General features: G+C 44.7%; 28 protein-coding genes. 18 read left to right on the forward strand and 10 right to left on the reverse strand.

All coding sequences use genetic code 11. From position 1 onward, the window contains the following. Positions 1 to 9: 9 nt before the first annotated feature. Positions 10 to 951, reverse strand: coding sequence for a calcium/sodium antiporter (locus OW491_RS16140; protein WP_075178453.1), 942 nt, complete (start codon positions 949 to 951; stop codon positions 10 to 12). A gap of 167 nt (positions 952 to 1,118) precedes the next feature. Here OW491_RS16140 and OW491_RS16145 point away from each other — a divergent pair, with 167 nt between their 5' ends. The 9 genes from OW491_RS16145 to hisD all read left to right on the forward strand — a co-directional run bounded on the left by OW491_RS16145 (position 1,119) and on the right by hisD (position 7,788). Further along, the gene (locus tag OW491_RS16145; protein WP_075172823.1) at positions 1,119 to 1,943 is read left to right on the forward strand and encodes an ATP-binding cassette domain-containing protein; all 825 of its coding nucleotides are present in this window, start codon (positions 1,119 to 1,121) and stop codon (positions 1,941 to 1,943) included. After that, entirely contained in the window at positions 1,940 to 2,743 is an 804-nt protein-coding gene (mlaE, locus tag OW491_RS16150; protein ID WP_246283248.1) for a lipid asymmetry maintenance ABC transporter permease subunit MlaE, read from the forward strand. The genes OW491_RS16145 and mlaE overlap by 4 nt, the downstream gene beginning before the upstream one ends. 2 nt (positions 2,744 to 2,745) lie before the next feature. After that, on the forward strand, positions 2,746 to 3,207 hold the full coding sequence (gene mlaD, locus OW491_RS16155) for an outer membrane lipid asymmetry maintenance protein MlaD (RefSeq protein ID WP_075172822.1): 462 nt from the start codon (positions 2,746 to 2,748) through the stop codon (positions 3,205 to 3,207). 14 nt (positions 3,208 to 3,221) lie between these two features. Next, positions 3,222 to 3,851, forward strand: coding sequence for an ABC transporter substrate-binding protein (locus tag OW491_RS16160; RefSeq protein ID WP_290036939.1), 630 nt, complete (start codon positions 3,222 to 3,224; stop codon positions 3,849 to 3,851). Between the two features lie 3 nt (positions 3,852 to 3,854). Further along, positions 3,855 to 4,181: an STAS domain-containing protein gene (locus OW491_RS16165; RefSeq protein WP_075172820.1), complete on the forward strand. Its 327-nt coding sequence runs from the start codon at positions 3,855 to 3,857 to the stop codon at positions 4,179 to 4,181. A gap of 72 nt (positions 4,182 to 4,253) precedes the next feature. Continuing rightward, on the forward strand, positions 4,254 to 4,496 hold the full coding sequence (locus tag OW491_RS16170; protein WP_075172819.1) for a BolA family protein: 243 nt from the start codon (positions 4,254 to 4,256) through the stop codon (positions 4,494 to 4,496). Between the two features lie 39 nt (positions 4,497 to 4,535). After that, entirely contained in the window at positions 4,536 to 5,798 is a 1,263-nt protein-coding gene (gene murA / locus OW491_RS16175) for a UDP-N-acetylglucosamine 1-carboxyvinyltransferase (RefSeq protein WP_075172818.1), read from the forward strand. A gap of 32 nt (positions 5,799 to 5,830) precedes the next feature. After that, positions 5,831 to 6,484, forward strand: coding sequence for an ATP phosphoribosyltransferase (gene hisG / locus OW491_RS16180; protein WP_075173546.1), 654 nt, complete (start codon positions 5,831 to 5,833; stop codon positions 6,482 to 6,484). After that, positions 6,481 to 7,788 carry a histidinol dehydrogenase gene (gene hisD, locus OW491_RS16185; RefSeq protein ID WP_290036943.1) on the forward strand — a complete coding sequence of 436 codons (1,308 nt, stop codon included), beginning with the start codon at positions 6,481 to 6,483 and terminating at the stop codon, positions 7,786 to 7,788. Before hisG ends, hisD begins: the two co-directional genes overlap by 4 nt. Before the next feature lie 114 nt (positions 7,789 to 7,902). Here the strand turns inward: hisD and OW491_RS16190 are convergent, their stop codons facing one another. Further along, positions 7,903 to 9,060: a Do family serine endopeptidase gene (locus tag OW491_RS16190; protein ID WP_075172816.1), complete on the reverse strand. Its 1,158-nt coding sequence runs from the start codon at positions 9,058 to 9,060 to the stop codon at positions 7,903 to 7,905. An 88-nt stretch (positions 9,061 to 9,148) separates the two neighbouring features. On the opposite strand from OW491_RS16190, the gene OW491_RS16195 reads away from it, so the two are divergent. After that, entirely contained in the window at positions 9,149 to 9,910 is a 762-nt protein-coding gene (locus OW491_RS16195) for a Nif3-like dinuclear metal center hexameric protein (protein ID WP_178969122.1), read from the forward strand. Between the two features lie 118 nt (positions 9,911 to 10,028). Here the strand turns inward: OW491_RS16195 and OW491_RS16200 are convergent, their stop codons facing one another. Together OW491_RS16200 and OW491_RS16205 are read right to left on the reverse strand one after the other, a co-directional pair. After that, positions 10,029 to 10,553, reverse strand: a complete 525-nt coding sequence (locus OW491_RS16200) for a DUF1043 family protein (protein WP_290036946.1) — start codon at positions 10,551 to 10,553, stop codon at positions 10,029 to 10,031. 90 nt (positions 10,554 to 10,643) lie between these two features. Then, entirely contained in the window at positions 10,644 to 11,390 is a 747-nt protein-coding gene (locus OW491_RS16205) for a FadR/GntR family transcriptional regulator (protein WP_246283247.1), read from the reverse strand. 189 nt (positions 11,391 to 11,579) lie between these two features. Between OW491_RS16205 and OW491_RS16210 the strand changes: the two genes are divergently transcribed. The 3 genes from OW491_RS16210 to OW491_RS16220 all read left to right on the forward strand — a co-directional run bounded on the left by OW491_RS16210 (position 11,580) and on the right by OW491_RS16220 (position 14,611). Continuing rightward, a complete protein-coding gene (locus OW491_RS16210; protein ID WP_290036947.1) occupies positions 11,580 to 12,566 on the forward strand; it encodes an MDR family oxidoreductase in 987 nt (328 codons plus the stop codon). An 88-nt stretch (positions 12,567 to 12,654) separates the two neighbouring features. Then, positions 12,655 to 13,548 carry a cobalamin-binding protein gene (locus OW491_RS16215; protein WP_290036949.1) on the forward strand — a complete coding sequence of 298 codons (894 nt, stop codon included), beginning with the start codon at positions 12,655 to 12,657 and terminating at the stop codon, positions 13,546 to 13,548. Positions 13,549 to 13,912: 364 nt separating this feature from the next. Further along, positions 13,913 to 14,611, forward strand: coding sequence for a choice-of-anchor E domain-containing protein (locus OW491_RS16220; RefSeq protein ID WP_075172811.1), 699 nt, complete (start codon positions 13,913 to 13,915; stop codon positions 14,609 to 14,611). 67 nt (positions 14,612 to 14,678) lie between these two features. Here OW491_RS16220 and OW491_RS16225 read toward each other — a convergent pair whose 3' ends face one another. Together OW491_RS16225 and OW491_RS16230 are read right to left on the reverse strand one after the other, a co-directional pair. Further along, positions 14,679 to 15,242: a cob(I)yrinic acid a,c-diamide adenosyltransferase gene (locus OW491_RS16225; protein ID WP_290036950.1), complete on the reverse strand. Its 564-nt coding sequence runs from the start codon at positions 15,240 to 15,242 to the stop codon at positions 14,679 to 14,681. Positions 15,243 to 15,255: 13 nt separating this feature from the next. Further along, complete coding sequence (locus OW491_RS16230; RefSeq protein WP_290036951.1) at positions 15,256 to 16,170, reverse strand: 2-dehydropantoate 2-reductase; 915 nt, start codon at positions 16,168 to 16,170, stop codon at positions 15,256 to 15,258. A gap of 114 nt (positions 16,171 to 16,284) precedes the next feature. On the opposite strand from OW491_RS16230, the gene OW491_RS16235 reads away from it, so the two are divergent. After that, the gene (locus OW491_RS16235) at positions 16,285 to 16,767 is read left to right on the forward strand and encodes a YajQ family cyclic di-GMP-binding protein (RefSeq protein WP_075178449.1); all 483 of its coding nucleotides are present in this window, start codon (positions 16,285 to 16,287) and stop codon (positions 16,765 to 16,767) included. 246 nt (positions 16,768 to 17,013) lie between these two features. Here the strand turns inward: OW491_RS16235 and OW491_RS16240 are convergent, their stop codons facing one another. Both OW491_RS16240 and OW491_RS16245 read right to left on the reverse strand, forming a co-directional pair. Further along, positions 17,014 to 17,184, reverse strand: coding sequence for a hypothetical protein (locus tag OW491_RS16240; RefSeq protein ID WP_170870342.1), 171 nt, complete (start codon positions 17,182 to 17,184; stop codon positions 17,014 to 17,016). A gap of 192 nt (positions 17,185 to 17,376) precedes the next feature. Then, positions 17,377 to 17,598, reverse strand: coding sequence for a hypothetical protein (locus tag OW491_RS16245; protein ID WP_075172807.1), 222 nt, complete (start codon positions 17,596 to 17,598; stop codon positions 17,377 to 17,379). Positions 17,599 to 17,757: 159 nt separating this feature from the next. On the opposite strand from OW491_RS16245, the gene OW491_RS16250 reads away from it, so the two are divergent. Next, positions 17,758 to 19,020 (forward strand): AmpG family muropeptide MFS transporter, encoded by a 1,263-nt coding sequence (locus tag OW491_RS16250; protein WP_075172806.1) that lies wholly within the window; start codon positions 17,758 to 17,760, stop codon positions 19,018 to 19,020. A 74-nt stretch (positions 19,021 to 19,094) separates the two neighbouring features. Here the strand turns inward: OW491_RS16250 and OW491_RS16255 are convergent, their stop codons facing one another. Further along, positions 19,095 to 19,856: an SDR family oxidoreductase gene (locus OW491_RS16255; protein WP_215152347.1), complete on the reverse strand. Its 762-nt coding sequence runs from the start codon at positions 19,854 to 19,856 to the stop codon at positions 19,095 to 19,097. 269 nt (positions 19,857 to 20,125) lie between these two features. On the opposite strand from OW491_RS16255, the gene OW491_RS16260 reads away from it, so the two are divergent. The 3 genes from OW491_RS16260 (at position 20,126) to groL (ending at position 22,766) form a co-directional block, all read left to right on the forward strand. Beyond that, positions 20,126 to 20,620, forward strand: coding sequence for an FxsA family protein (locus OW491_RS16260; RefSeq protein WP_290036953.1), 495 nt, complete (start codon positions 20,126 to 20,128; stop codon positions 20,618 to 20,620). A gap of 142 nt (positions 20,621 to 20,762) precedes the next feature. Beyond that, positions 20,763 to 21,056, forward strand: a complete 294-nt coding sequence (locus OW491_RS16265) for a co-chaperone GroES (protein ID WP_075172803.1) — start codon at positions 20,763 to 20,765, stop codon at positions 21,054 to 21,056. 63 nt (positions 21,057 to 21,119) lie between these two features. Beyond that, positions 21,120 to 22,766 (forward strand): chaperonin GroEL, encoded by a 1,647-nt coding sequence (groL, locus tag OW491_RS16270; RefSeq protein ID WP_075172802.1) that lies wholly within the window; start codon positions 21,120 to 21,122, stop codon positions 22,764 to 22,766. A 109-nt stretch (positions 22,767 to 22,875) separates the two neighbouring features. Here groL and OW491_RS16275 read toward each other — a convergent pair whose 3' ends face one another. Next, positions 22,876 to 23,367, reverse strand: coding sequence for a MarR family transcriptional regulator (locus OW491_RS16275; RefSeq protein ID WP_075172801.1), 492 nt, complete (start codon positions 23,365 to 23,367; stop codon positions 22,876 to 22,878). Positions 23,368 to 23,425: the final 58 nt, after the last annotated feature.

A 23,425-nucleotide genomic window follows, 5' to 3' on the forward strand; every position in this document is an offset into this window, starting at 1 on the left:
TTGGGTTAATCAGGATGCAACAGTGTACAGCAGGTAGAGATATCCCGCATAGGCGGCGGTTAGCAGGCCGCCCTCGATACGTGAGATTCGGGCGGGTCGCTGCCACAAGCAAAAGGCGACAAGCAGTATTGTGACGGCAAGCATGGCCATGTAGTCGCGGGAGAACGCGTCTGCCTCAATGCTAATGGGAGACACTAGGCCCGGAATTGCCATCACAGCACCTAAATTGAAGATGTTAGAACCGACAATGTTACCTAATGCGATATCGTGTTGTTTTTTTAGTGCACTGGCTACGGTAGCCGCTAATTCCGGTAGGCTGGTGCCGATGGCTACAATCGTCAAACCAATAATGAGTTCGGAAACGCCCATAATTGTGGCGATTTCAACAGCGCCCCATACGAGTAATCTTGAGCTTGCTATTAAAAGAGCAAGCCCTATTAGCAGCCAAAAAATAGCTTTAGGTGTTGTCAGTTCGGGGATTTCTTCATCATCCGAACCTTCTTCCTCTTGTTGGTATTTTGCAAATAAATAGAGACAAACAATCAATCCAACAAATAAGATAATACCGTCGGATAGTGAAAGCGTCAGATCCCATAAGCAGTAGCCAGCCAGTAACGTTATACCCACTAATAGAGGGATCTCTTTTTTGATAACCCCTGATTTTACCGGCATAGGAGCAATCATTGCGGTTATACCAAGTACTAAAGCAATGTTGGCAATATTAGAACCAACCGCGTTACCGACCGCCAAGCTTCCCGAATCATTGATGGAGGCCATAAAAGAGACCAGCATTTCGGGGGCGGACGTGCCAAAAGACACGATCGTCAAGCCTATCAATAACGGTGACATACCGAAGTTTTTGGCGGTAGCGGCGGCACCGTTTACGAAGCGATCTGCACTCCACACGAGCACGATTAATCCACCAAGTATCGCTAAAATGGGATAAAGCATAGAATAGTAAATCCGAAGGTAAAAAGCGGTATTAAATCAGAACTGTTATGTTACGCAAGTGAATTGGGATTATTCATGTTTTCTTGCACTAGTGGTATATTGTGCGCCTTAATTTTCCGTTAATATAGGTTAGCGGAATATTTTACGGCAGAGGATACGCCCTACGCATGTCAAAACAGTCTAATGAAGATAGCGTCATTATTGTTGATGATCTTCATTTCAGTCGTGGTAATCGCACTATCTTTAACGGTGTCAATTTGCGCATCCCTCGCGGTAAAGTTACGGCGATAATGGGGCCATCAGGCACGGGTAAAACCACCTTGCTTAAATTGATTGGCGGACAGCTGCGTCCCGACGCTGGCCGGGTTTTAGTGGATGCTAGCGATGTCCATCGTTTACCTCGCCATGATCTTTTTTTGTTGCGTGAGCGAATGGGAATGCTGTTTCAAAGCGGTGCTTTATTTACTGACATGTCAGTTTTTGACAATGTCGCGTTTCCACTTAGGGTACACACGAAACTGCCAGAAGACATGATCCGCGATATAGTGTTGTTAAAGCTAAATGCGGTTGGCCTAAGAGGTGCGCATCCTTTAATGCCGAGTGAGCTTTCTGGTGGTATGACTCGTCGTGTTGCCTTAGCCAGGGCAATTGTTTTAGATCCCGATATTGTGATGTATGACGAGCCGTTTGCCGGTCAAGACCCCATTGCTATGGGTGTCCTTGTAAAATTGATTAGTGCTATGAACAAAGCATTAGGGCATACCAGTATTATCGTATCGCACGATATAAAAGAGACTATGAGTATTGCAGATCATATTTTCCTCATTTCAGGAGGAGAAGTGATTGCGCAAGGGACTCCTGAGGAATTATCGAAAAATCACCTGCCGCAGGTTGAGCAGTTTATGCAGGGGCAGCCTGATGGTCCTGTTCCGTTTCATTACTCAGCCCAGCCGCTTTTGGATGATCTTGGCTTGGCAGAGGGTGTGTCATGAAAGGATTGATACTCGCGTTGTTGGACTTTGTTGCCTCGATTGGTCGCACCGGTTTAGACAGGGTTGCAGCATTTGGCCGTTCGGGGTTGATTGTTTTTCAATCACTGGTTGCGCGCCCGCAGCCAATGATCATGACGCCGCTTGTTATACGTCAGTTATACTCAGTAGGTGTCTTATCTTTAATCATCATTCTCGTATCAGGCTTGTTTATCGGTATGGTAATCGGTCTGCAAGGTTATACGATCTTAGTTGATTACGGCTCTGAGCAAGCAGTGGGTCAAATGGTGGCGCTAACCTTGGTACGTGAGTTGGCGCCGGTTGTGACCGCGTTATTGTTTGCCGGACGGGCGGGTTCTGCATTGACCGCAGAAATAGGCCTTATGAAAGCAACTGAGCAGTTGACGAGTCTAGAGATGATTGGGGTTGATCCTTTGCGTAGGATTATAGCTCCTCGTTTATGGGCCGGTTTTATTTCTATGCCTTTGTTATCCATGATCTTTGCCATTGTGGGTGTTTGGGGTGGTTCGCTAGTGAGTGTTGATTGGTTGGGGATTTATGAAGGCTCTTTCTGGTCCAACATGCAAAGCGCTGTCAGTTTTTCAGAAGACGTTGTTAATGGTTTGATTAAAGCGGTTGTGTTTGGTGTGGTTGTAACTTGGATAGCTGTTTTTCAGGGTTATGATTGTGTACCGACTTCCGAGGGGATTAGTCAAGCAACAACGCGCACGGTAGTTTACGCCTCGCTTGCTGTTTTGGGCTTGGATTTTGTTTTAACCGCATTGATGTTTGGAGACTTTTAACAATGCGTACACGCTGGATTGAAGTGAGCGTTGGTCTATTTATGCTGCTTGGCTTGCTAGCCATTTTAGGCCTCGCAATAAACGTAAGCGGTTTGAGTTTGAATTCTGCTGCACAAGATACTTACCGTTTGGAGGCCCGCTTTGAAAATATAGGGGGGTTAAAGGCTCGGTCTAAAGTGACTTTATCTGGCGTGCAAGTTGGAGAAGTCAGCCGGATTACCATTGATACTAAGCGCTTAGTCGCTTTGGTCGAAATGAATATAAACTCTAGCGTAGATTATTTGTCCAAAGACACATCGGCACAAATTTTGACATCTGGCCTGCTAGGTGAGCAGTACATAGGGTTATCTGTTGGTTTTGAGCCAGATACACTCAAGAACGGCGATACTATTGCTGATACGCAGTCAGCTATGGTGCTAGAAAACCTTATCGGCAAATTCTTATTTAATAAGGTTAGTGAGTAGGAGAATACCTCACAATGAAACAAGTTATATCTAAAGTGGCAATCACATGTGCTGCTTTCTTGCTAAGCTTTAGTGTAATGGCTTCATATGATGAAGCGAAGGCACAGGTTGATGCATCAATCAAAGACATGATTGCTGTGGTAGATAAGTACCATGACCAACAAAACCCTAATGAAGACGAGCTGGCAAAGGATATTGCTGCCATCGTGGACCGTGATGTAGATTTTACTTACATTTCCAGCTGGGTAATGGGTAAATACTATCGTCAAGCGACTGAGGAGCAACGCGCTAAGTTTGCGGTTGTTTTTAAGCAAACGCTGATTAAGACATACGCTAAATCATTAGTCGGATTTGATATTAAAGAGTATTCGATTTCCCCACCAACGTCGCCGAGCCCTGAAGATGATAAACAAATTGTAACGGTGGATGTCACGTCTGGTGATGGTACTGTTTACACGTTGGTGAACTATATGGTGAAAACTGACGAGCATTGGAAGTTGGTGAACGTCATTATGAATGGTATTAATTTCCGTATTACGTTCAAAAACCAATTCTCAGACTTGATGCAGCGTAATAGCTATGATGTTGGCAAAGTGGTTGATGCATGGCAATCGCAGATTAATCCACCTGCTACACAGGGCTAGCCGATGAGTGCATCACTGCAGCTAATTGACATTGCTGAAGGCGGGCAGCGGATTTTTATTGAGTCTGACTTGCTTTTTTCTAGCGTGATTGCTGTCCGCGAAGCCGCCGAAAAAGCGATCAGTGATGCTCAGGCAGATTGTGTCATTGATTTCTCACGCGTTAACCAAGCTGACAGCTCAGCCTTGTCGTTTTGTTTATGTTGTATGCGTTTAGCTAAGCAATTGAATAAAACTTTGGCATTTGAATGTCTGCCAGCGGATATGGCGTCTATTTCGGACTTGGTTGGGCTGGATCACTTCTCTTCTAATCAGGCGGAATCCGGCTATTAATTTCGCCTTTTTGTGCTCAATTCGGTATCATTCCGCTCCTTAATCGAATTAATGATGTAATCGGAGCACTTCATGCAAGCTGAAGAAGTTAAACAGATTATTGAATCGCATCTCTCGGATGCCGAAGTGATGACCGCTGGTGAGGGGTGTGATTTTCAGGTAACTGTAATCAGCCCTCAATTTGCGGGTCTTATGCCCGTTAAAAAGCAACAACTCGTCTATCAGTGCCTGAATGAATATATTGCCAACGGCACCATTCATGCGCTGACAATTAAAACTTATACTCCTGAACAGTGGCAGTCCCTTCAGGGCTGAATCGTGTCAGAACGTGATCAAAACGGTCGGAATTCCTGAATGGATAAATTATTAATTGAAGGTGGTGCTTGCCTAAATGGCGAAGTACGCATCTCTGGCGCAAAAAACGCCGCTTTGCCTATATTAGCCGCAACATTGCTAGCGGATAAACCTGTAACTATCTGCAATTTGCCGCATTTGCACGACATTACTACGATGCTTGAGTTGTTACGTCGTATGGGTGTAGAAGTTACTGTTGATGAAAAGCTTAGTGTCGAAATTGACGCAACAACAATTAAGAGCTGCCATGCTCCTTATGATCTTGTTAAAACCATGCGGGCCTCTATTTTGGTACTAGGTCCGTTACTGGCACATTTTGGCGAAGCGCAGGTTTCGCTGCCGGGTGGTTGTGCTATTGGTAGTCGTCCAGTTGATTTGCACATTCGTGGTTTGGAAGCCATGGGGGCAGAGATTTCTGTTGAAGGCGGATACATCCGTGCTAAGACGAACGGTCGCTTACAAGGCGCAAAAATTCTGTTTGATGTTGTTACGGTTACTGGTACTGAAAATATCTTGATGGCTGCTGCATTAGCGCAAGGGCAGACTGTCATTGAGAATGCTGCACGTGAACCTGAAGTTGTTGACCTAGCTGATTGCTTGATTGCAATGGGCGCAGATATTACAGGTGCAGGCACAGATACGATCGTAGTCAATGGCGTTGAATCGCTGCACGAAGCGCGTTATTCAGTTATGCCTGACCGTATTGAAACTGGCACTTTTTTAGTGGCGGCTGCGGCAACGCGCGGATATGTGAAGGCTAAAAATACTCGACCGGACATTCTTGATGCAGTTTTACTCAAGCTCAAAGAAGCCGGAGCTAAAGTCGAGGTTGGAGAAGACTGGATTTCACTTGATATGGAAGGCCGACGCCCTAAATCAGTGAATATTACCACGGCTCCTTATCCTGCTTTCCCTACTGACATGCAGGCACAGTTTGCAGCGTTAAACGCGGTTGCCGAAGGCGTTGGTCACATTAAAGAGACGATTTTTGAAAATCGTTTTATGCACATGCAAGAAATGATTCGTCTAGGTGCTAATGTATTGATTGATGGTAACTCGGCGACCATTGAAGGAGTAGAGCGTTTGCGCGGTGCTCCGGTTATGGCAACGGATTTGCGAGCTTCTGCAAGTTTGGTAATAGCTGCCTTGGTTTGTGATGGTGAGACTCTGATTGATCGAATTTATCACATAGACCGTGGTTACGAGTGTATTGAAGAAAAATTACAGGCGATGGGTGCTCGCATCTGTCGTGTTGCTGGTTAAATACGTAATAAGTGATATCCATGAATAGTATGATGAAAAAGCAGCAGCTCACCATTGCGCTGTCGAAAGGGCGAATTTTAGAAGAAACGCTTCCTTTGCTTGAAGCGGCTAACATCACGCCTGCGGAAAATATTTTTAAAAGCCGCAAGCTCATTTTCGATACTAACCATGACAACATAAAGTTAGTTGTTATTCGTGCTACTGATGTACCTACTTATGTAGAGTATGGTGGGGCTGACATGGGTATTGCCGGTAAAGATGTCTTGATGGAACATGGAGGCGAAGGCCTGTATGAGCCTTTAGACCTCGAAATCAGTAAATGTAAACTGATGGTGGCTGGCTTAAATAATGCCGGCCCTGTAGAAGGGCGCATGCGTGTAGCCACCAAGTTTGTTAACGTCGCTCGTCGGTTTTTTGCTCAACAAGGCCGCCAAGTCGATATTGTTAAGCTGTATGGGGCGATGGAATTAGCGCCTATTATGGGCTTAGCTGACCGTATTGTTGATATTGTTGATACAGGAAACACTTTGCGGGCTAATGGCTTAGAGCCTATGGATTTTATTGCGGATATCAGTTCTCGTTTGGTGGTTGGCCAAGCGGCCATGAAAATGAAGCACCGTCAAATTCAACCTATTCTCGATATGATGTCCGACGCTGTAATAAAACGTAGAGAGGGTTCCGAATGAGTGAGTTGTCTATTACACGTTTAACGACGAGCGATGCAGACTTTGATCAGAAGCTAAACGCGCTTCTAGCTTGGGAATCGGTCTCGGATAAGTCGGTTAATAAGATCGTTGATGATATCTTACTCGACGTAAAAAACCGTGGTGATGAGGCTGTTGTTGAGTACACAAACCGATTCGACAATACTTCTGTTGAGAGTGTGGCCCAGCTAATGCTTACGCAGACGCGTTTACAGCAAGCGCTTGATGGCTTGCCAACAGAGCAACGTAACGCATTAGAAAAAGCCGCTGAACGTATTCGCCGCTACCACGATAAACAGCGGGGCGAAAGTTGGAGCTACACTGAAGACGATGGCACTATGCTTGGCCAACAGGTAACGCCATTGGATCGTGTGGGTTTATACGTGCCAGGTGGTAAGGCTGCCTATCCGTCATCAGTACTGATGAATGCTATTCCGGCTAAGGTAGCCGGTGTTGGCGAGTTGATAATGGTCGTCCCGACGCCTAATGGTGAATTAAACGAGCTGGTGTTGGCTGCCGCTTGCTTGGCGGGTGTGGATAAAGTGTTTACCATCGGCGGAGCACAAGCGGTTGCTGCGCTTGCATATGGCACACAGTCTGTCCCTAAAGTGGATAAAATTGTGGGTCCTGGCAATATCTTTGTGGCAACAGCTAAACGCGCCGTATTTGGGGCCGTGGGCATTGATATGATAGCGGGCCCATCTGAGATATTGGTCGTATGTGATGGAAAAACAGATCCCGATTGGATTGCAATGGATTTGTTCTCACAAGCTGAGCATGATGAAGATGCGCAATCGATTCTAGTTTGCCCTAATGCTGAGTATTTAGATGCAGTAGAAGCAAGTATCAGCAAATTGTTACCAACTATGGAACGCCAAGCTATTATCGAAGTGTCTATGCGTGAGCGCGCAGCCCTCATTCATGTCGTTGATATGGATGAAGCGGCAGAGGTGAGTAACCGTATAGCGCCTGAACACTTAGAATTGTCGGTTGAAGACCCTAAAGCAATGTTGCCAAAAATACGCCACGCTGGGGCTATTTTCATGGGCCGCTACACGGCAGAAGCGTTAGGTGATTATTGCGCTGGACCTAATCACGTTTTGCCTACATCAGGAACGGCTCGTTTTTCGTCACCTTTGGGTGTATATGATTTCCAAAAACGTTCTTCTCTGATTATGTTTTCGGAAGATGGTGCCTCAGATACAGGAAAAATTGCTTCTGTTTTAGCGCGAGGCGAGAGCTTAACAGCGCATGCGCGATCGGCTGAATACCGCATAAAGGACTGAGCGCCAACGCTTGTGCGTGGATGCTATAGACCGTTATAAAAAAAGACCCATTAAGGGTCTTTTTTTATGTGACTTTATTTACTCTTTCCATCGTAAAATGTTGCGACGATAGTGCTAATTCAGTTTAGTAGGCGGGCGTTCACCAACAGTAACCGTAGCATTTAGCTTTTTACCATTGCGCATATATTCAACCACCAATGTATCCCCTGGGTTGAGGTCCGCTACGCTTAGCATAGACTGATAGGCATCTACAGGCTCACCGTTTAGTGTGACCATGATATCCCCAGGCTGTAATCCGGCTTTATGAGCTGGGCTATCACGATAGACCCCTGCGATAATAAGCCCGCTAGTCATCTCAATATCAAAGGACTCTGCTAGGCTTGGAGTTAACTCCTGGCCTTCGATACCCAGCCAGCCACGAATAACACGCCCGTGTTCGATCAGATCCGCCATTACTTTTTTGGCTAGACTAGATGGAATAGCAAAACCGATGCCTTGTGATCCACCCGTTTTTGAGAAAATAGCGGTATTAATACCTATGAGGTTTCCGTTGGCGTCTATGAGTGCACCACCAGAGTTGCCTGGGTTAATCGCGGCGTCTGTCTGTAAAAAGTCCTCATAAGTATTTAGGCCTAGCCGGTTGCGGCCTGTAGCACTGACTATACCCATAGTGACAGTCTGACCTACACCAAATGGGTTGCCGATTGCTAATACGACATCACCTACCCGCAAGTTTTCTGAAGGGGAGAGGGTGATGGTGGGTAAGTTATTCATTTTAATTTTTAAGATAGCTAAATCGGTTTCAGGGTCCATCCCAATCACGCTAGCTTCAGCTTCGCGGCCATCATGTAAAGCAATGATGATTGAATCAGCTTCGGCAATAACATGGTTATTCGTAATGATATAGCCTTGGCTATTAATGATGACGCCTGAGCCAAGACTTGAACGAACGCGTTGGCGTTGTGGTTGATCACCGTTTTCATAGAAGCGTCGAAACAGCGGGTCATTTGCGCGGGCTTCGTTATCTTTTTCTTCAACTTTTTTGCTGGAGTATATATTAACGACGGCAGGCGCTGCTTTTTGGACAGCGTCAGAATAAGAAACAGGGCCGTTGCCTAACCCTTGGCCAATTAGGTTAGTCGGTAGCTGTGTTTCTTTAATTTCGACTGTTGTAACGGGCGGCGCCAAAAGGTTAGGAAAAAACTGCAATAAAATAACAGCTATCAGCACACCTGTAACAATTGGCCAGCCAAGAAAGCTGAAATTACGCATCTAAATATCCGCAAAGCTGGTGTAAAAAAAAGGATTACGTAGAATTATACGTTTACTGCATCACCGTGGCTAATAGGGAGTTCATTTTATGTCAGTTTCGTTAACAAGTCTGGTTAATTATTGTGAAGAATTGTTAAACGTAAAAGAGTTTAAAGATTACAGCCCTAATGGTCTGCAGGTACAAGGCAAAGAAACAGTCCAGCGTATTGTAACGGGCGTGACAGCTTCGCAGGCGTTGCTTGATGCGGCTGTGCAGTACAGTGCTGATTTGGTCTTAGTTCATCATGGATACTTTTGGCGTGGTGAAAGTGAATGTATTACAGGAATGAAAAAACGTCGTTTAGCAACATTATTAGGAAATGATATAAGTTTGCTAGGTTTTCATTTGCCTTTAGACGCACACCCTGAATTTGGCAATAACGCTATGTTGGCAAAAAAAATGGGCTGGCAAATTACCGGAGGGCTCGATGCTCCCTTGGGCCGTGCTATTGGTATGGTAGGTGAGTTGCCCGAGCCGATTTCAGGAGGGAGGCTAGCCGAGCAATTAGCGGCTGTATTAGAACGAACACCATTGCACATACAAGGTATTGGGCACCCGATTAAGAAAATAGCTTGGTGTACAGGGGGAGCGCAGGGTTATATAGATAAAGCGCTGGCAGCAGGGGTCGATGCCTATATATCCGGTGAGGTATCCGAGCCGACATACCATTTTGCTAAAGAGATGGAGATTGATTATTTTGCCGCTGGTCACCATGCGACAGAGCGATATGGAGTACAGGCATTAGGGGAGCATTTGGCGAGTAAGTTTGGGATTGAGCATCGCTATATAGAGATACCTAATCCAGTATAAACCTGTGATGGTTTAGTGATTAGAGCCGGTTATCCATTGTAGTTTTCAATGGATAACCGGGTGAGCTTATATTGGATTATTGATGTAACCTCGTATAAAGCTCGGTAGAGAGTGACTGCTATTCACTTTTTTCTGGTTTTTTCTCTGCTGTTTCGACTTCGGGTGTTTCACCAACTTCGGCTGTTGTTTCTTTAGCATTTTTCAAACCGTAACTTTCGGACAGGGTCCCTTGTTCGTCAGGCTTTTTGGGGGCGTAATCACGAGGCGGTTCTACATCGCTCTCTGTGGCCGTTAACGCCTCTTCAGAAACCTCTTCTTCTTGTTCTACTTCCTTCGCCTCAGTGAGTTGCGGGACTAAGGTTGATGTAATTGCGGCAGCTGTGGTTGCATCACACAAAGTGGTTGCACTTGTAGCAAGGTGCTTATAAACATCGCGATAGGATTCGGTCATTTTATTAACGAGGTCAGCAGTCTCCTCAAAGTGGCCTGAAACTTGTTTTTTGTAGCTATCTAGCTCTTGCTGTACTTTATCTAGCTCTTGTTGCTTAACACTGCGTCCACCAGAGCGACCGACCAAAAAGCCAATTATTGCACCAATGACAAGCGCTACAATGCTAAAAATCCAAAGTGTATTATCTTCCACCGTTATTCCTCATAGCCGTACTAATTTTAAAATTATGAAAGTAGCATAAATCAAAAAAACAATAATGCCCACAATCTAAAGGTCACTGATTTATGATTGATTCGCCTGATTATGTGCCTTTCGAGCATCTGACAATTGCTGAGCCATATAGTTTACTTGCTCATCCATGACTGATGCTGCTTCTTCTTCATGCTGATCAATAATGGCATCCAAAAGGCGACGATGTTGATCATAAATAACCGCATGTGAACGATGCCTAAACGCGGCTAGATTTGTGGCGGGTTGTAAAGCCTCAATCACGCTCGACATGAGGTAGCTCATCATTTTGTTGCCTGTCGCGTTAGCTATTTGACGGTGGAATTGGACATCTGAAACGCAGAGTTCCTCTGCACTCAAAGCTTCATTCGCTTGTGTTTTCAATGTTGCCTCAAGTTGCTCAATGTCCTTTTCTGTTCGTTGCGCGGCAGCTAATCGAGCACAGGTCTTTTCCATTTCTAAACGCGTTTGTGTGACCTCATCCCATGTGAAGCTTTCAAAGCCAACTAGTAATGTTGTGGTGCTGGCCAGTGATTCGCTTAAGGCTAATAAATCTGGCGTTTGAATAAAGGTCCCACCGGTGGGACCGCGCTTAGAGCGAACTAGATTTTGCGCAGCTAGTCGTTTAAGTGCTTCGCGTATCGTCGGTCGTGATACGTTAAAGCGCTGTGCGAGCTCGCCTTCAGTAGGCAAGCGATCATCTGCTCGTAAGGAGCCCTCTAAAATGGCGTTGCGGATCTGGTCGGCAATTTGCCGAGAGAGGCTGTGTGCGCTAACGGGGTTAAACGGTATTTCTTTCACAATGTCGCTCGTAAATTGCATAGTGGTCAAATGAGTATTTCATATTTTTGCCTATTTGTTAATTTGCTTTACAAATACATAAATCAATAATATCTTAAATGTTAAATTGTAAGACAAATTGTTTTATCAATACGCCGCTTAGCCATAGGCATTAATGAATGGCTCAATAAATCTAAAAAGGAGCAGGGTATGTTTAAAGCACTGGTATTAGATCAAATTGATGGAAAAACAAAGGCTGAAGTTCGTGATCTTGAGGTAAGTGATCTGCCAAATGAGCCGTTACTTGTCGATGTTGATTACTCATCAATTAATTATAAAGATGGTCTGGCGATCACAGGAACCGGGCGTATTGTGTCGCAATTTCCCATGGTTCCGGGGATCGATCTAGCAGGTACTGTCACTGAAAGTCATTCGGATGAGTTCAGCGTAGGCGATACTATTATTATGACCGGCTGGAGTGTTGGCGAGCGTTTCTGGGGTGGTCTATCAGAAAAAGCACGGCTAAAACCTGAATGGTGTGTTCCGCTTCCGCCTGGAATGACCAGCCATGATGCAATGGTTATAGGCACGGCGGGGTTAACCGCCATGTTATGCGTCATGGCACTGGAGGAAGCCGGAGTGACACCTGAGTCGGGTGAAGTTGTCGTTTCAGGAGCCGCCGGTGGTGTAGGCTCGGTTGCACTGCGTTTACTGGCTGCATTAGGCTACGAGGCTGTAGCGATAACAGGGCGGGCTGAGATGGAATCGTATCTGATTGCTATGGGCGCTAGTCGAGTTATTAGCCGAGACTCCATGCAAGAACCTGCTAAACCATTAGAAAAACAGCGTTGGGCGGGTGGTATTGATACCGTTGGAGATACCGTTTTAGCTCGAATGCTAGCCGAAACCCATTATGGGGGGGCTATTGCGGCTTGCGGCCTAGCTGGGGGGTATAAGCTGCCTACAACAGTTATGCCGTTTATTCTACGTAATGTTAGGTTGCAAGGGGTTGATTCTGTCATGTGTCCTAAAGAAACGCGTACCGTTGCTTGGCAGCGCTTACAACAGTTGTTATCAAGCGAAGACTTGGCTGAGATGAGCCAAACGATTTCTCTGGAAGAGGTGCCTGAATACGCCGAGAAAATCGTAAACGGTCAAGTAAGAGGCAGAACCTTGGTTAAGCTGACAGCCCAATAGCTTTTTAGCGTGAAGTACGGGTTACCTATGAAGCTCTGCTCTAGTCGTTAGCTGGTTTATACTAAGTTATCGACTAGAGGCTTTTGTTATGTATTTTTTTACCGATTACTTTTCCCACATTCGTTTGCCTTCAATAGTGAAGGTTCTTTTGGGGATTTGTTTAGGTTTAATTCCTTCCTTGTTATCCATTTCGTTTGCTCATGCTAGTTCGTCACAGCGGATTGTTACGCTAGCGCCACATGCTACTGAACTGCTTTATTCGCTGGGTATTGGAGACCGAATTGTAGCGACAGTAGAGTACAGCGATTACCCTGAGCAGGCTTTATCTATCCCACGCTTAGGTCGTAGTGATGAAGTCAGTATCGAGGCTATTGTTGCTTTACGGCCTGATTTGGTTATTGCATGGGAAGGTGGTAACTCTCCAGAGTTATTAAATACCTTAGAACAATTGGGTATAGAGGTTTATCGCTCTGATACTCAAGGGCTGGAGAGTGTCTCTCGGGCATTAAGAAGCTTGGGGAGGCTTACCGGTACTCAAAAAAAAGCAGATCAGTTAGCACGGCAGTTTTTGCAACGGCTGTCTGAGTTAACCGTTGAGCCTATACAGGATCCGCCACGCGTATTTTTTCAGCTATGGGAGTCTCCTTTAATGACGGCTAACCACTCTCAGCCTATTAATGACATTATCGAACGTTGCGGCGGCGTCAATCTCTTTAGTCGATCGCTAGAAGTCGTCCCCCAAACCAGTGTCGAGAACGTTGTTCTTCTCAATCCTGATGTGATTCTTGCTCCGACACAGGGGTTGTCGGGGCATTGGCGTCAGCGCTGGGAGGCCTGGCAAGAGATTCGAGCTGTAAAGGCCGGCCACTTATATACCGTTGATGCCGATTTGATCTCTCGTCCTACATTGCGGATTTTAGAGGGTATGGAGGTAGTCTGTCGCTTGTTAGATCGACCTGCTCATACTGATACTAACAGCTAGGTGTTTGATTTTTTTACACTGATAGAGCTTTTTAAATGGAAACTTTAAGTTAAGCGTCTTCATTATGAGACTTTTGTCTTTGTTGTTCATTTTTCGTTAATTTAAAACGTCTGTTTTAAAAGACAGTGTAGAATTGCTAGTGGTGACTTGTCGATAATGTTTACAGGTCAGAACGCTGAATTTATAAATCCTATTTAAATTAATTTGGCATTCATGTTTCTCAGGTTTTTGTTTTGTTTTAGAGACCTTTTTTGTTTTATCGTACTGTATTTGTTATGTATTTCTAGATTGGCCTACTCTTTGCTTCGTTTGGTTTTGACTTTCCGTGACAGGAAGTCTCTACGAAACCACAAGGAGTTTTTACATGTCCCTGATTAAAAAAACGCTAGCGGCGGCTGTTTTATCAGCAACTGCTATGTCTGCTTCTGCAGCGCTAATGGAAGTGCAATCTCAAACCCAGACATACAATGATTTAACGGTTTGGACGCAAAACTTTACTTTCGACCTATACAACCCGGCTTTAGAAGGCGGTAAAGCTCTAGAGAAAGTAGTATTGTCTTTGTATGGTGATGTGGTTACGACTATCTCTTTTTCTTCAGTAACTGATACTTATGTTAGCGGATCAGCTGGTGCATTAGTGTTGGCTACTAACAGCGCTACTGGCTCAACTGTTTCATTGGACGTTTCTCCAGCGGATTCATTTGGTAATACATTACCAGGTGAGTTGGTAGCAGCGGGTACGACTGTTGAAATTGGTCCATTGTCTGGTGACGATATGGCTGATTGGGAATCAACAGATGCAGCAGACTTACTCGCTTTTACGGGTCCAGGTACGTTTGATGTTGATTTGTCAGCGTTTGGTACACTGGATTTAACTCAAGTTGGCGGTAATGTTTCAAGCCAGCAAGAGACAGTGGCTACGGGTACTTATACTGTTACATATTTTGTAGATGATGCCGCTGTAGTAACGCCTCCGTCTGCAGTACCGGTTCCTGGTACTCTGGCGTTGATGGGTCTTGGCTTGTTAGCTCTAGGCGCTCGCAAACGTAGTAAATCTGCTTAATCAAAAAAGTAGTTAATGCCCAAAAGCCTGCTTACTGATTAGCAGGCTTTTTTGTTTCAAATGCCTTTTATTGGCATTGTGCTGGCTTCCAGTAAATTTCTTGCCCTCCATTTTCTCTTGCTAGGCTTCTGGCCGCTACAAAGAGTAGATCAGATAAGCGATTTAAATATTTGTTGCCAGTATTGGCGTCAGTTTTTTCGTCTTGATTCATTAATATCATGCTACGCTCGGCTCTTCTGCATAGCGTGCGAGCTACGTGACACTGCGCGGCAGGGCGGTTTCCACCGGGAAGTATGAACTCTTTGAGCGGAGGTAGCGTTGCGTTCAGGTTATCTAATGCTTGTTCTAATTGTGTAATAGCGCTGTCTGTAATCGCCACATAATTAGGATCGGCCATGGCAAGCTCTCCACCCAAATCAAATAAATCATGCTGAATGCGCTCGAGCAGAGGCCTAAGGTTATGTTCTTTTGTGATCTCACAAAGTAATAAGCCTAAGGCAGAATTTAGCTCATCAATATTGCCGAGCGTCTCTATTCGAGGCGCACTTTTCGAAATACGTGTACCGTTTGCAAGCCCTGTTGTGCCCGAATCGCCCGTGCGAGTGTAAATTTTAGTGAGTCGATCAGCCATGATGGCTCCTTAGTTATGAGTGTGGTTTGGCTTGAATGCTAGTTATCAACTGCTTGTTAAACGGGGTATCTAACCCCTTCAAAGCCGATTGAGCTTGGATAAAACCATTGATGTAATCAATTTCAGTTTTACGTTTGTGAGTTACGTCTTGATGCATCGATGAAAAATTATTTGCTGTGAGTTCGGCAACGCTAAAAACGTGCTTTTCTAATGAATCTTCAAAAAGAGGTTGGTGCAAGCTTTCAGCGATGGCTTCTATCTCTTTACAGATAATCGAAACTTTTTTTCGGTAAGTGGGGACAGAGCTCAAAGCGCCGTTTCTACAATCTAATAGAGCGGTAAGAGGGTTGATTGCCGCGTTGATAGCTAACTTTCTCCAAAGGTAGAGCGAAATATTTTGTGTTAAGTGAACGGTTAAATCATCCATTTTTTCTGGGAGTAATAACGGAAAGTCGCTGAGTCTATTATATTGCGATAGTAAGCCAATTATTGTTTCCCCTTTGCCTGCTCTCGTTACGTGAAAAGGTGAAGTGAGATAGGCGCCATCAGTGCTGCTAGCCCCCCAAACATGGCAGTGTGGGAGCTGATTACACACTTGTTCGTGTTGCCCCATACCGTTTTGTAATAGAACAATGTGTGCGTTGTCTACAAGGCGGTGGCGAATTGAGTCGATAGCGTCTTGCGTGGAAAAGGCCTTAGTTGTGATGAACAAGCGCGTGATAGGGGCGGCATCGCTAGGTAGCTCTGCTTGTGGAAATGAATGGCTTTTGCGTGCATCCATATCGGTATAATGCAACCGAGAAGTGGCTTTATAGGTATGTAAGTGCACTTCGTTACGTAAGATTATTCGAACATCTTGTTTCGCTTTGATTAAGCAGTGAGCCCATAAACAGCCGATAGCTCCTGCCCCTAGAATATGCCATTGCATGGATGGTCGCGTCTTTTAAGTTAGGGAAGTGCTAATATGATAGCGGTAGTCAGAGATGGATGAAAACCCTAAACAGGTCCGTTAAAATAGCGCCAAATAGTTGAGGAGTAGAGTATGCCATCGTTTGATATTGTATCTGAACTTGATAAGCACGAAGTAACTAACGCAGTTGATCAAGCGAAGCGAGAGTTAGAAACCCGTTACGATTTCAAAGGGGTTGCTGCTAGCATCGAGCAAAAGGGCGAGAGCATTATGCTTGAGGCCGAGGTCGATTTTCAGCTGCGTCAGCTGATCGATATTATTTACGCCAAGTTAGTCGCGCGTAAAATTGATATTAAATGCATCGAAGAAAAAGACCCTGATCTTACTGGTGTTAAAGCGCGCCAAGAGCTGGTACTTAAACAGGGGTTAGATCAACCAATATGTAAAAAGATCACCAAGCTTATTAAAGAAAGTAAATTGAAAGTTCAAGCGCAGATTCAAGGCGAAAAGGTGCGTGTAACAGGGAAAAAACGGGATGATTTACAGCAAACAATGGCTTTGTTAAAAGACTCAGATATTGACATGCCATTGCAATATAATAACTTCCGTGACTAAGGCTTCACGGCTGTGGGTTATATAAAAAAGAAACGCTCAAAGGTGAGCGTTTCTTTTATTGCTAATATTACTTAGCTTTTTTTAGTAACTTTTTCAATTTTTTCAGCTTGCTTTCGTGCTTAGCGATTTTAGCTTGACGCTTTTTGATATCTTTTTTAACTGCTTTAGCTTTTACTGTAGCCATGGGGCATCTCCGTTGTATGTCAGTTAATTAGCCGGGGCTGGGCACAATAAAACATTGCTGCTTTATCCCTGATTGGGCGTTTCATGCTCAGCTATAAAATCCCGAATAAAACGACGTACCTCTCGTGCCGCACTCGTATCCAGCTCATCACACAAAGAAACAAAGCGTTCACGCTCCGTATCATTAATACGTATAACAAGCTGGCTATTCTTTGCCTTTTTTTTATCGCCCATACCTTACGGCTCCGAACAAAAATAATATGTAAAGAATATCCAAAATTAATTAGGGGTGCAGCAGTAATTCACAAATGATTATTTATCATAGGCGGTTACATTTATAAGTACATCGTTTGTATAGTCACTGTATATCCTAGAGGTTTGTCTGTCGAGTTTTACATAAAAATTTAATATTAATGTAATAAATTATTAATGAATATTATCCAAGCACGACAGTATAAACAGTTCCTTTATAAGCTCTTGTTCGTTGGTATGTGTGTCGATGAAATCAAATGGACATAATGTTCCCTGAGCGATCATCTCCTTTACTTGGCCGCTCGACCATTCAAGCACTGGGATTTTCCGTTCCTTATGGATAACTCGAATGTAGGGGTCGGGGCGTTCTAGCCATGCATCGATCATATAAATCATAGTTATATTCTCCTTGATGAATAGAGTTAGCCTATCGGATTAATAAATAAATGTAAATGATAATAATTATCATTACGATAACTTTGTTTTTCTGTGCAATCCGCTCAAGGCTGGTAGACTAGCCTCACATTAAATATCTGTCTGTGGGTTGAGGGTGTAATGGAAGAAGGCCAACGTTCGGCTAAGTGGTACGAGTCTATTTTAAACCGCCGTACTATGATTTGTGTGTTCACAGGCTTTGCTTCCGGCATGCCTTTGTATGTTTTGTTTCAGTTGTTACCTGCCTTCCTTAGAGACCAAGGAGTTGGCTTAAAAGAAATCGGCTTATTTGCGTTGGTAACATTCCCCTATACGTGGAAATTTGTATGGGCCCCTTTCCTCGATAGTTATGCGCCTCCTTTTTTAGGTCGACGCCGTTCTTGGATGTTGATAACCCAAGTCCTTCTTCTGGTATCTATTGCTTGCTTAGGTAGTTTAAACCCCGAATTTAGTATTGGGATGATTGCGTATCTTGCGTTGGCAGTGGCTTTCTTTAGTGCGAGCCAAGACGTGGTGATAGATGCTTATCGCCGTGAAATCCTTCCCGATGAAGAGCTCGGTTGGGGGAATTCAGTGCATGTTCAAGCATACCGAATTTCAGGTTTGGTGCCAGGGGCGCTAGGGTTAATTCTGGCTGATATCATGCCTTGGAGCAGTGTCTTTGTCGTTGTCGCATTGTTTATGCTGGTGGGCATTGGCATGACCTTGGTAATAAAAGAGCCTGATACAGCAGCCCGCTTACCCACTAGCCTAAAAGAAACCGTTACCCAGCCATTCATTGATTTTATTAAACGCTTTGGATGGAAGCCAGCAATAACAGCGCTATGTTTTATGTTTCTTTATAAGCTTGGCGATAACATGGCGACAGCTTTGTCGACGCCGTTTTACATCGATCTAGGGTTTGAGTTGACCGAAATAGGCGTAGTAGCCAAAAGCTCAGCTCTTTGGGCCTCAATTGTTGGTGGTATCTTAGGGGGGCTGTGGATGATAAAGCTGGGTATTAATCGGGCTTTATGGATTTTTGGCGTGGTGCAAGTGGTCACTATTTTAGGGTTCGCTGCCTTGTCTGAAATAGGGGCGAATTCGTGGGTGCTCGCTATTGTGATCAGTCTGGAGTACTTAGGAGTAGGGTTGGGAACGGCAGCCTTTACCGCTTATATAGCGCGCTCAACAAGTGTCGCTTTTGCTGCTACTCAGTTTGCCTTATTTACAGCATTAGCCGCTTTACCCCGAACGTTTGCCAATGCGACGACAGGCTATATTGTAGAAGCAGTCGGATGGACTGACTTTTTCTTAATTTGCGCGGTGTTATCGTTACCCGGAATGGTGTTGCTATGGTGGTTGGCACCATGGAGAGGAGATAAAAAAATAGAGGCCGTGTGACGCAGGTGAAACCAGTTGTATAGAGCGGAAGCGTTTGTGTAACGGTTCACTTGCCGCTCTGCTTTGGCTTGGCTTTAGACGCGTAAACCGCCGTCTACTTCAAAGCAACGACCACTGATATAGTCATTTTCTAGGATGAAAGTGACCGTTTTAGCGATTTCTTCCGGCTTTCCTAATCGTTTAGCAGGTATACCCGCCTCTACTTTTTCTAGGGCTTCGGGTTTCATGCCTAATACCATTTCGGTGCCTATATAGCCCGGTGCTATTGAAGCGGCTCTGATATTATACCGTGCCAATTCTTTAGCCCATGTAACAGCCATGGCCTCGACGCCAGCTTTGGTTGCAGAATAATTGGTTTGTCCCATGTTACCGGCCCGAGATATGGATGAAATGTTAATTAGGCATCCAGCACTTTGGGTTTCAATCATTTTAATGGCGGCTTCACGAGCACACAAAAAACTGCCAGTTAGGTTGACGTCCATGACTTGGTTCCACTGATCAATGGACATTTTCTTGATGACCTTTCCGTCTTTTACTTTGACAAAAAGTCCATCACGCGTGATACCCGCATTATTAACTAAGCCATTCAAAGCGCCAAAGTCACGAATTATATCGTTGAATAATGATTCTACTGCTTGCTCATCGGCTACGTTTGCAACGTAACTTTTTGCCTCTACACCTTTTTCGCTGCATAGACCGACTGTCCTCTCTAAGTCATCTTCGCTCAGGTCGACTAAGGCTAATTTAGCACCTTGATCGGCTAGTTCTAATGCCATGGAGCGGCCTAATCCTCGACCTCCACCTGTAATAACGATTACTTTGTCTTTTAAATTCATTTTACCGTTCCAGTCTGAGTTGTTCTTTTTAGGGGTAATTATTTATTGCGGTGCAACAAAATTAGGCGCTTTACAGAAAATCGTCCATGCTTCATTAGTGGTATTTGCAAAGGTACAAGGAAGTAGAGTTTGTGCGAGAGAAAACGGCATGCTTGGGTGTGAACGGTTCTATTATTATGTGAGTGTTCAAATAAGCAAGGCACGAGTTTGCTTGCGATTTTTAGAGGCATCTGGTCTCATTTAAAGTAAAATCCAGTTGAAGAGATGTTATGCCTATTCTTTTTGTTCTTTTTATTCTCATTCCCATAGTTGAAATTACCGTCCTTATAAAAGTAGGTGAGGCCATTGGTGCGTGGTACACCATAGGCCTAGTTCTATTGTCGGCTTTCATCGGGGTTAACATGTTACGCATTCAAGGTCTATCTACTCTGGCTAGAGCCCAGCAGCGGATGAGTCAAGGAGACATGCCCGGTCAAGAAATGATTGAGGGCATTGTATTGGCTGTTGGTGGCGCTATGTTAATTACACCTGGGTTCGTGACCGACTTTTTTGGGTTTTGCTGCCTTATCCCGTTTACGCGTAAGTGGATAATTACACATGCGTTGTCCCGTTTTACCGTTGTGACTACGCACCAGACTGGGGACAGCTTTCATGAAGCACCGAGTGATCCTTTTCCTCCTGAGTCATCGCCCTTCAAATCATCTAGAAAAGATATCCCACGCCAAGGGGACATAATTGATGGTGAGTATCGTCGAGAGGACTAAAAAAAAATGATTTTTTTTAGTTCTTAGCTATTGAAATTCAGATAGTCGGCCCCATCAAGCTTTCAACCGGTAACCAGATGGTTACGGCCATTGACATATCATTAGCTTATGCCTTTTGATCAACCATCAGGAGATAGATCAGATGAAAATTCGTCCACTTCACGATCGTGTAGTCGTTCGCCGCAGTGAACAAGAAAAAACAACTGCAGGGGGCATCTTGCTGCCAGGTTCGGCTGCTGAAAAACCTAATGAAGGTGAAATTGTTGCTGTTGGCCAAGGTCGTGTTCTTAACAACGGTGAAGTCCACCCGTTGGCTGTAAAAGTTGGAGATAAAGTTCTGTTCGGTCAGTACGCAGGTTCAAACGTCGTTAAAGTTGACGGCGAAGAGCTACTGATCATGAACGAAAGTGAGATTTTCGCGGTACTAGAAGGCTAATTGACATCTTTTTAATGTCTTCTTGCGATTAACCAGAATTAACTAGTTACAGGATTAATAAAAATGGCTGCTAAAGACGTATTATTTGGTGATGACGCGCGTCAGCGCATGCAAGCGGGTGTAAACATCCTAGCGAATGCAGTGAAAACAACATTAGGCCCTAAAGGTCGTAACGTCGTACTGGATAAATCATTCGGCGCACCTACCGTAACTAAAGACGGTGTATCTGTTGCTAAAGAGATCGAACTTGAAGATAAGTTCGAGAACATGGGCGCACAGATGGTTAAAGAAGTTGCATCACAAGCTAACGATGCGGCTGGTGACGGTACAACCACTGCGACTGTTTTAGCTCAGGCAATTGTCAACGAAGGCCTTAAATCAGTAGCTGCGGGTATGAACCCAATGGATCTGAAGCGTGGTATCGACAAAGCAGCCGCTGCTGTTGTTGAGCAAATTCGCGCGATGGCCGTTCCTTGTGCTGACTCTAAGTCTGTTGCACAAGTAGGTACTATCTCTGCAAACTCTGACTCAGTCGTGGGTGAGTTGATTGCTGAAGCAATGGAACGTGTGGGTAAAGAAGGTGTAATTACCGTTGAAGAAGGCTCCGGTCTTGAAAACGAACTAACCGTTGTTGAAGGTATGCAGTTCGACCGTGGTTACTTGTCTCCTTACTTCATCAATAACCAAGACAACATGTCTGTAGAGCTGGACCAGCCTTACATCTTATTGGTTGATAAGAAAATCTCTAGCATCCGTGAATTGCTTCCTACGCTAGAGCAAGTAGCTAAATCTTCGCGTCCATTATTGATCATTGCTGAAGATGTTGAAGGCGAAGCGCTGGCAACATTGGTCGTTAACAACATGCGCGGCATTGTTAAAGTTGCTGCTGTTAAAGCTCCAGGCTTTGGCGATCGTCGTAAGGCTATGTTGGAAGACATCGCTATCTTGTCTGGCGGTACGGTGATTTCTGAAGAAGTTGGTCTAAACCTAGAAACAACGACACTGGAACATCTTGGTCAAGCAAAACGCGTTACGATCACTAAAGATGTTTCGATCATTGTTGATGGTGCTGGTGATGCCGCGACTATCGAAGGTCGTGTTAACCAAATCCGTGCTCAAATCGAAGAGACTTCTTCTGACTATGACCGCGAAAAACTTCAAGAGCGTGTTGCTAAACTGGCTGGCGGTGTCGCTGTCATCAAAGTGGGTGCCGCTTCAGAAGTAGAAATGAAAGAGAAAAAAGCACGTGTTGAAGATGCGTTGCATGCAACTCGCGCAGCGGTTGAAGAAGGCGTAGTTCCTGGTGGTGGTGTTGCTTTGATCCGTGCGCTTCAACGCGTAGAAGGTTTGGAAGGTGATAACCACGATCAAACGATCGGTATCCAATTAGCACTACGCGCTATGGAAGCACCTATCCGTCAAATCGTTTCTAACGCCGGTGGTGAAGGTTCGGTTGTTGTATCTAAGATTCGCGAAGGCGAAGGCTCTTTTGGCTACAACGCTGGTAACGACACATATGGTGATATGTTAGAAATGGGTATCCTTGACCCAGCTAAAGTAACTCGTTCTGCGTTACAAGCAGCAGCGTCTGTTGCTGGCTTAATGATCACAACCGAAGCTATGGTTGCTGATAAGCCACAAGAAGGCGGCCCTGCAATGCCAGATATGGGCGGCATGGGTGGAATGGGTGGTATGGGCGGCATGATGTAAGCGCCTTTTCCCGCGATGGTAAAAGCCTTTTAGGTTTTTATCAGAATCTAGCCCGCAAGCTCTGTGCTTTGCGGGCTTTTTATTGTCTAAAAGAAAAAACAATCATGTATCAGTTACTGTCTTCAGGAACATAAGCATTAACTACCTCAACTCGCGCATTGAGCTTTTGAAGCAGATGGATCAAAGAGGACTTTTCGTCGGGTGTTAAGTCACCCAATAACAGGTCTTCACGTTTGAGAGCTACCGTAAGTACCTGGTCATGACGCTCTTCGCCATGTGCTGTTAAGCTGATGATTGTTGATCTTCCGTCTTGTTCATCTTTGGCAAACAAAACCAGCTCTCTCTTATGTAAACTTTTCAGAGCACGGCTTACGGCGGCTTTATCAAGCCCTATCACTTGGCAAATTCTATTTGCGGTTATGCTTCTTTCAACTCTTAGCAGTGCCAATATTCTCCATTCGACAACACCAATATTAAAATGCTTTCGGTAACAGTTTGAAGCTCCGCTAGATAGTTTATTGGCAAGAAATGTTACTAATGCGGGTACATAGACCTTCAGATCTAATTGGGTGGTCTTATCATCATCAGGGTGATTTGGCATCTAAAGTCTTTCTCAGTTCTGCTTTCATATAAGGCACAAAGCCGTCAATTACTGAGCA

The organism is Neptunomonas sp. CHC150 (assembly GCF_030397555.1).
Taxonomy (GTDB): domain Bacteria; phylum Pseudomonadota; class Gammaproteobacteria; order Pseudomonadales; family Balneatricaceae; genus Neptunomonas; species Neptunomonas phycophila.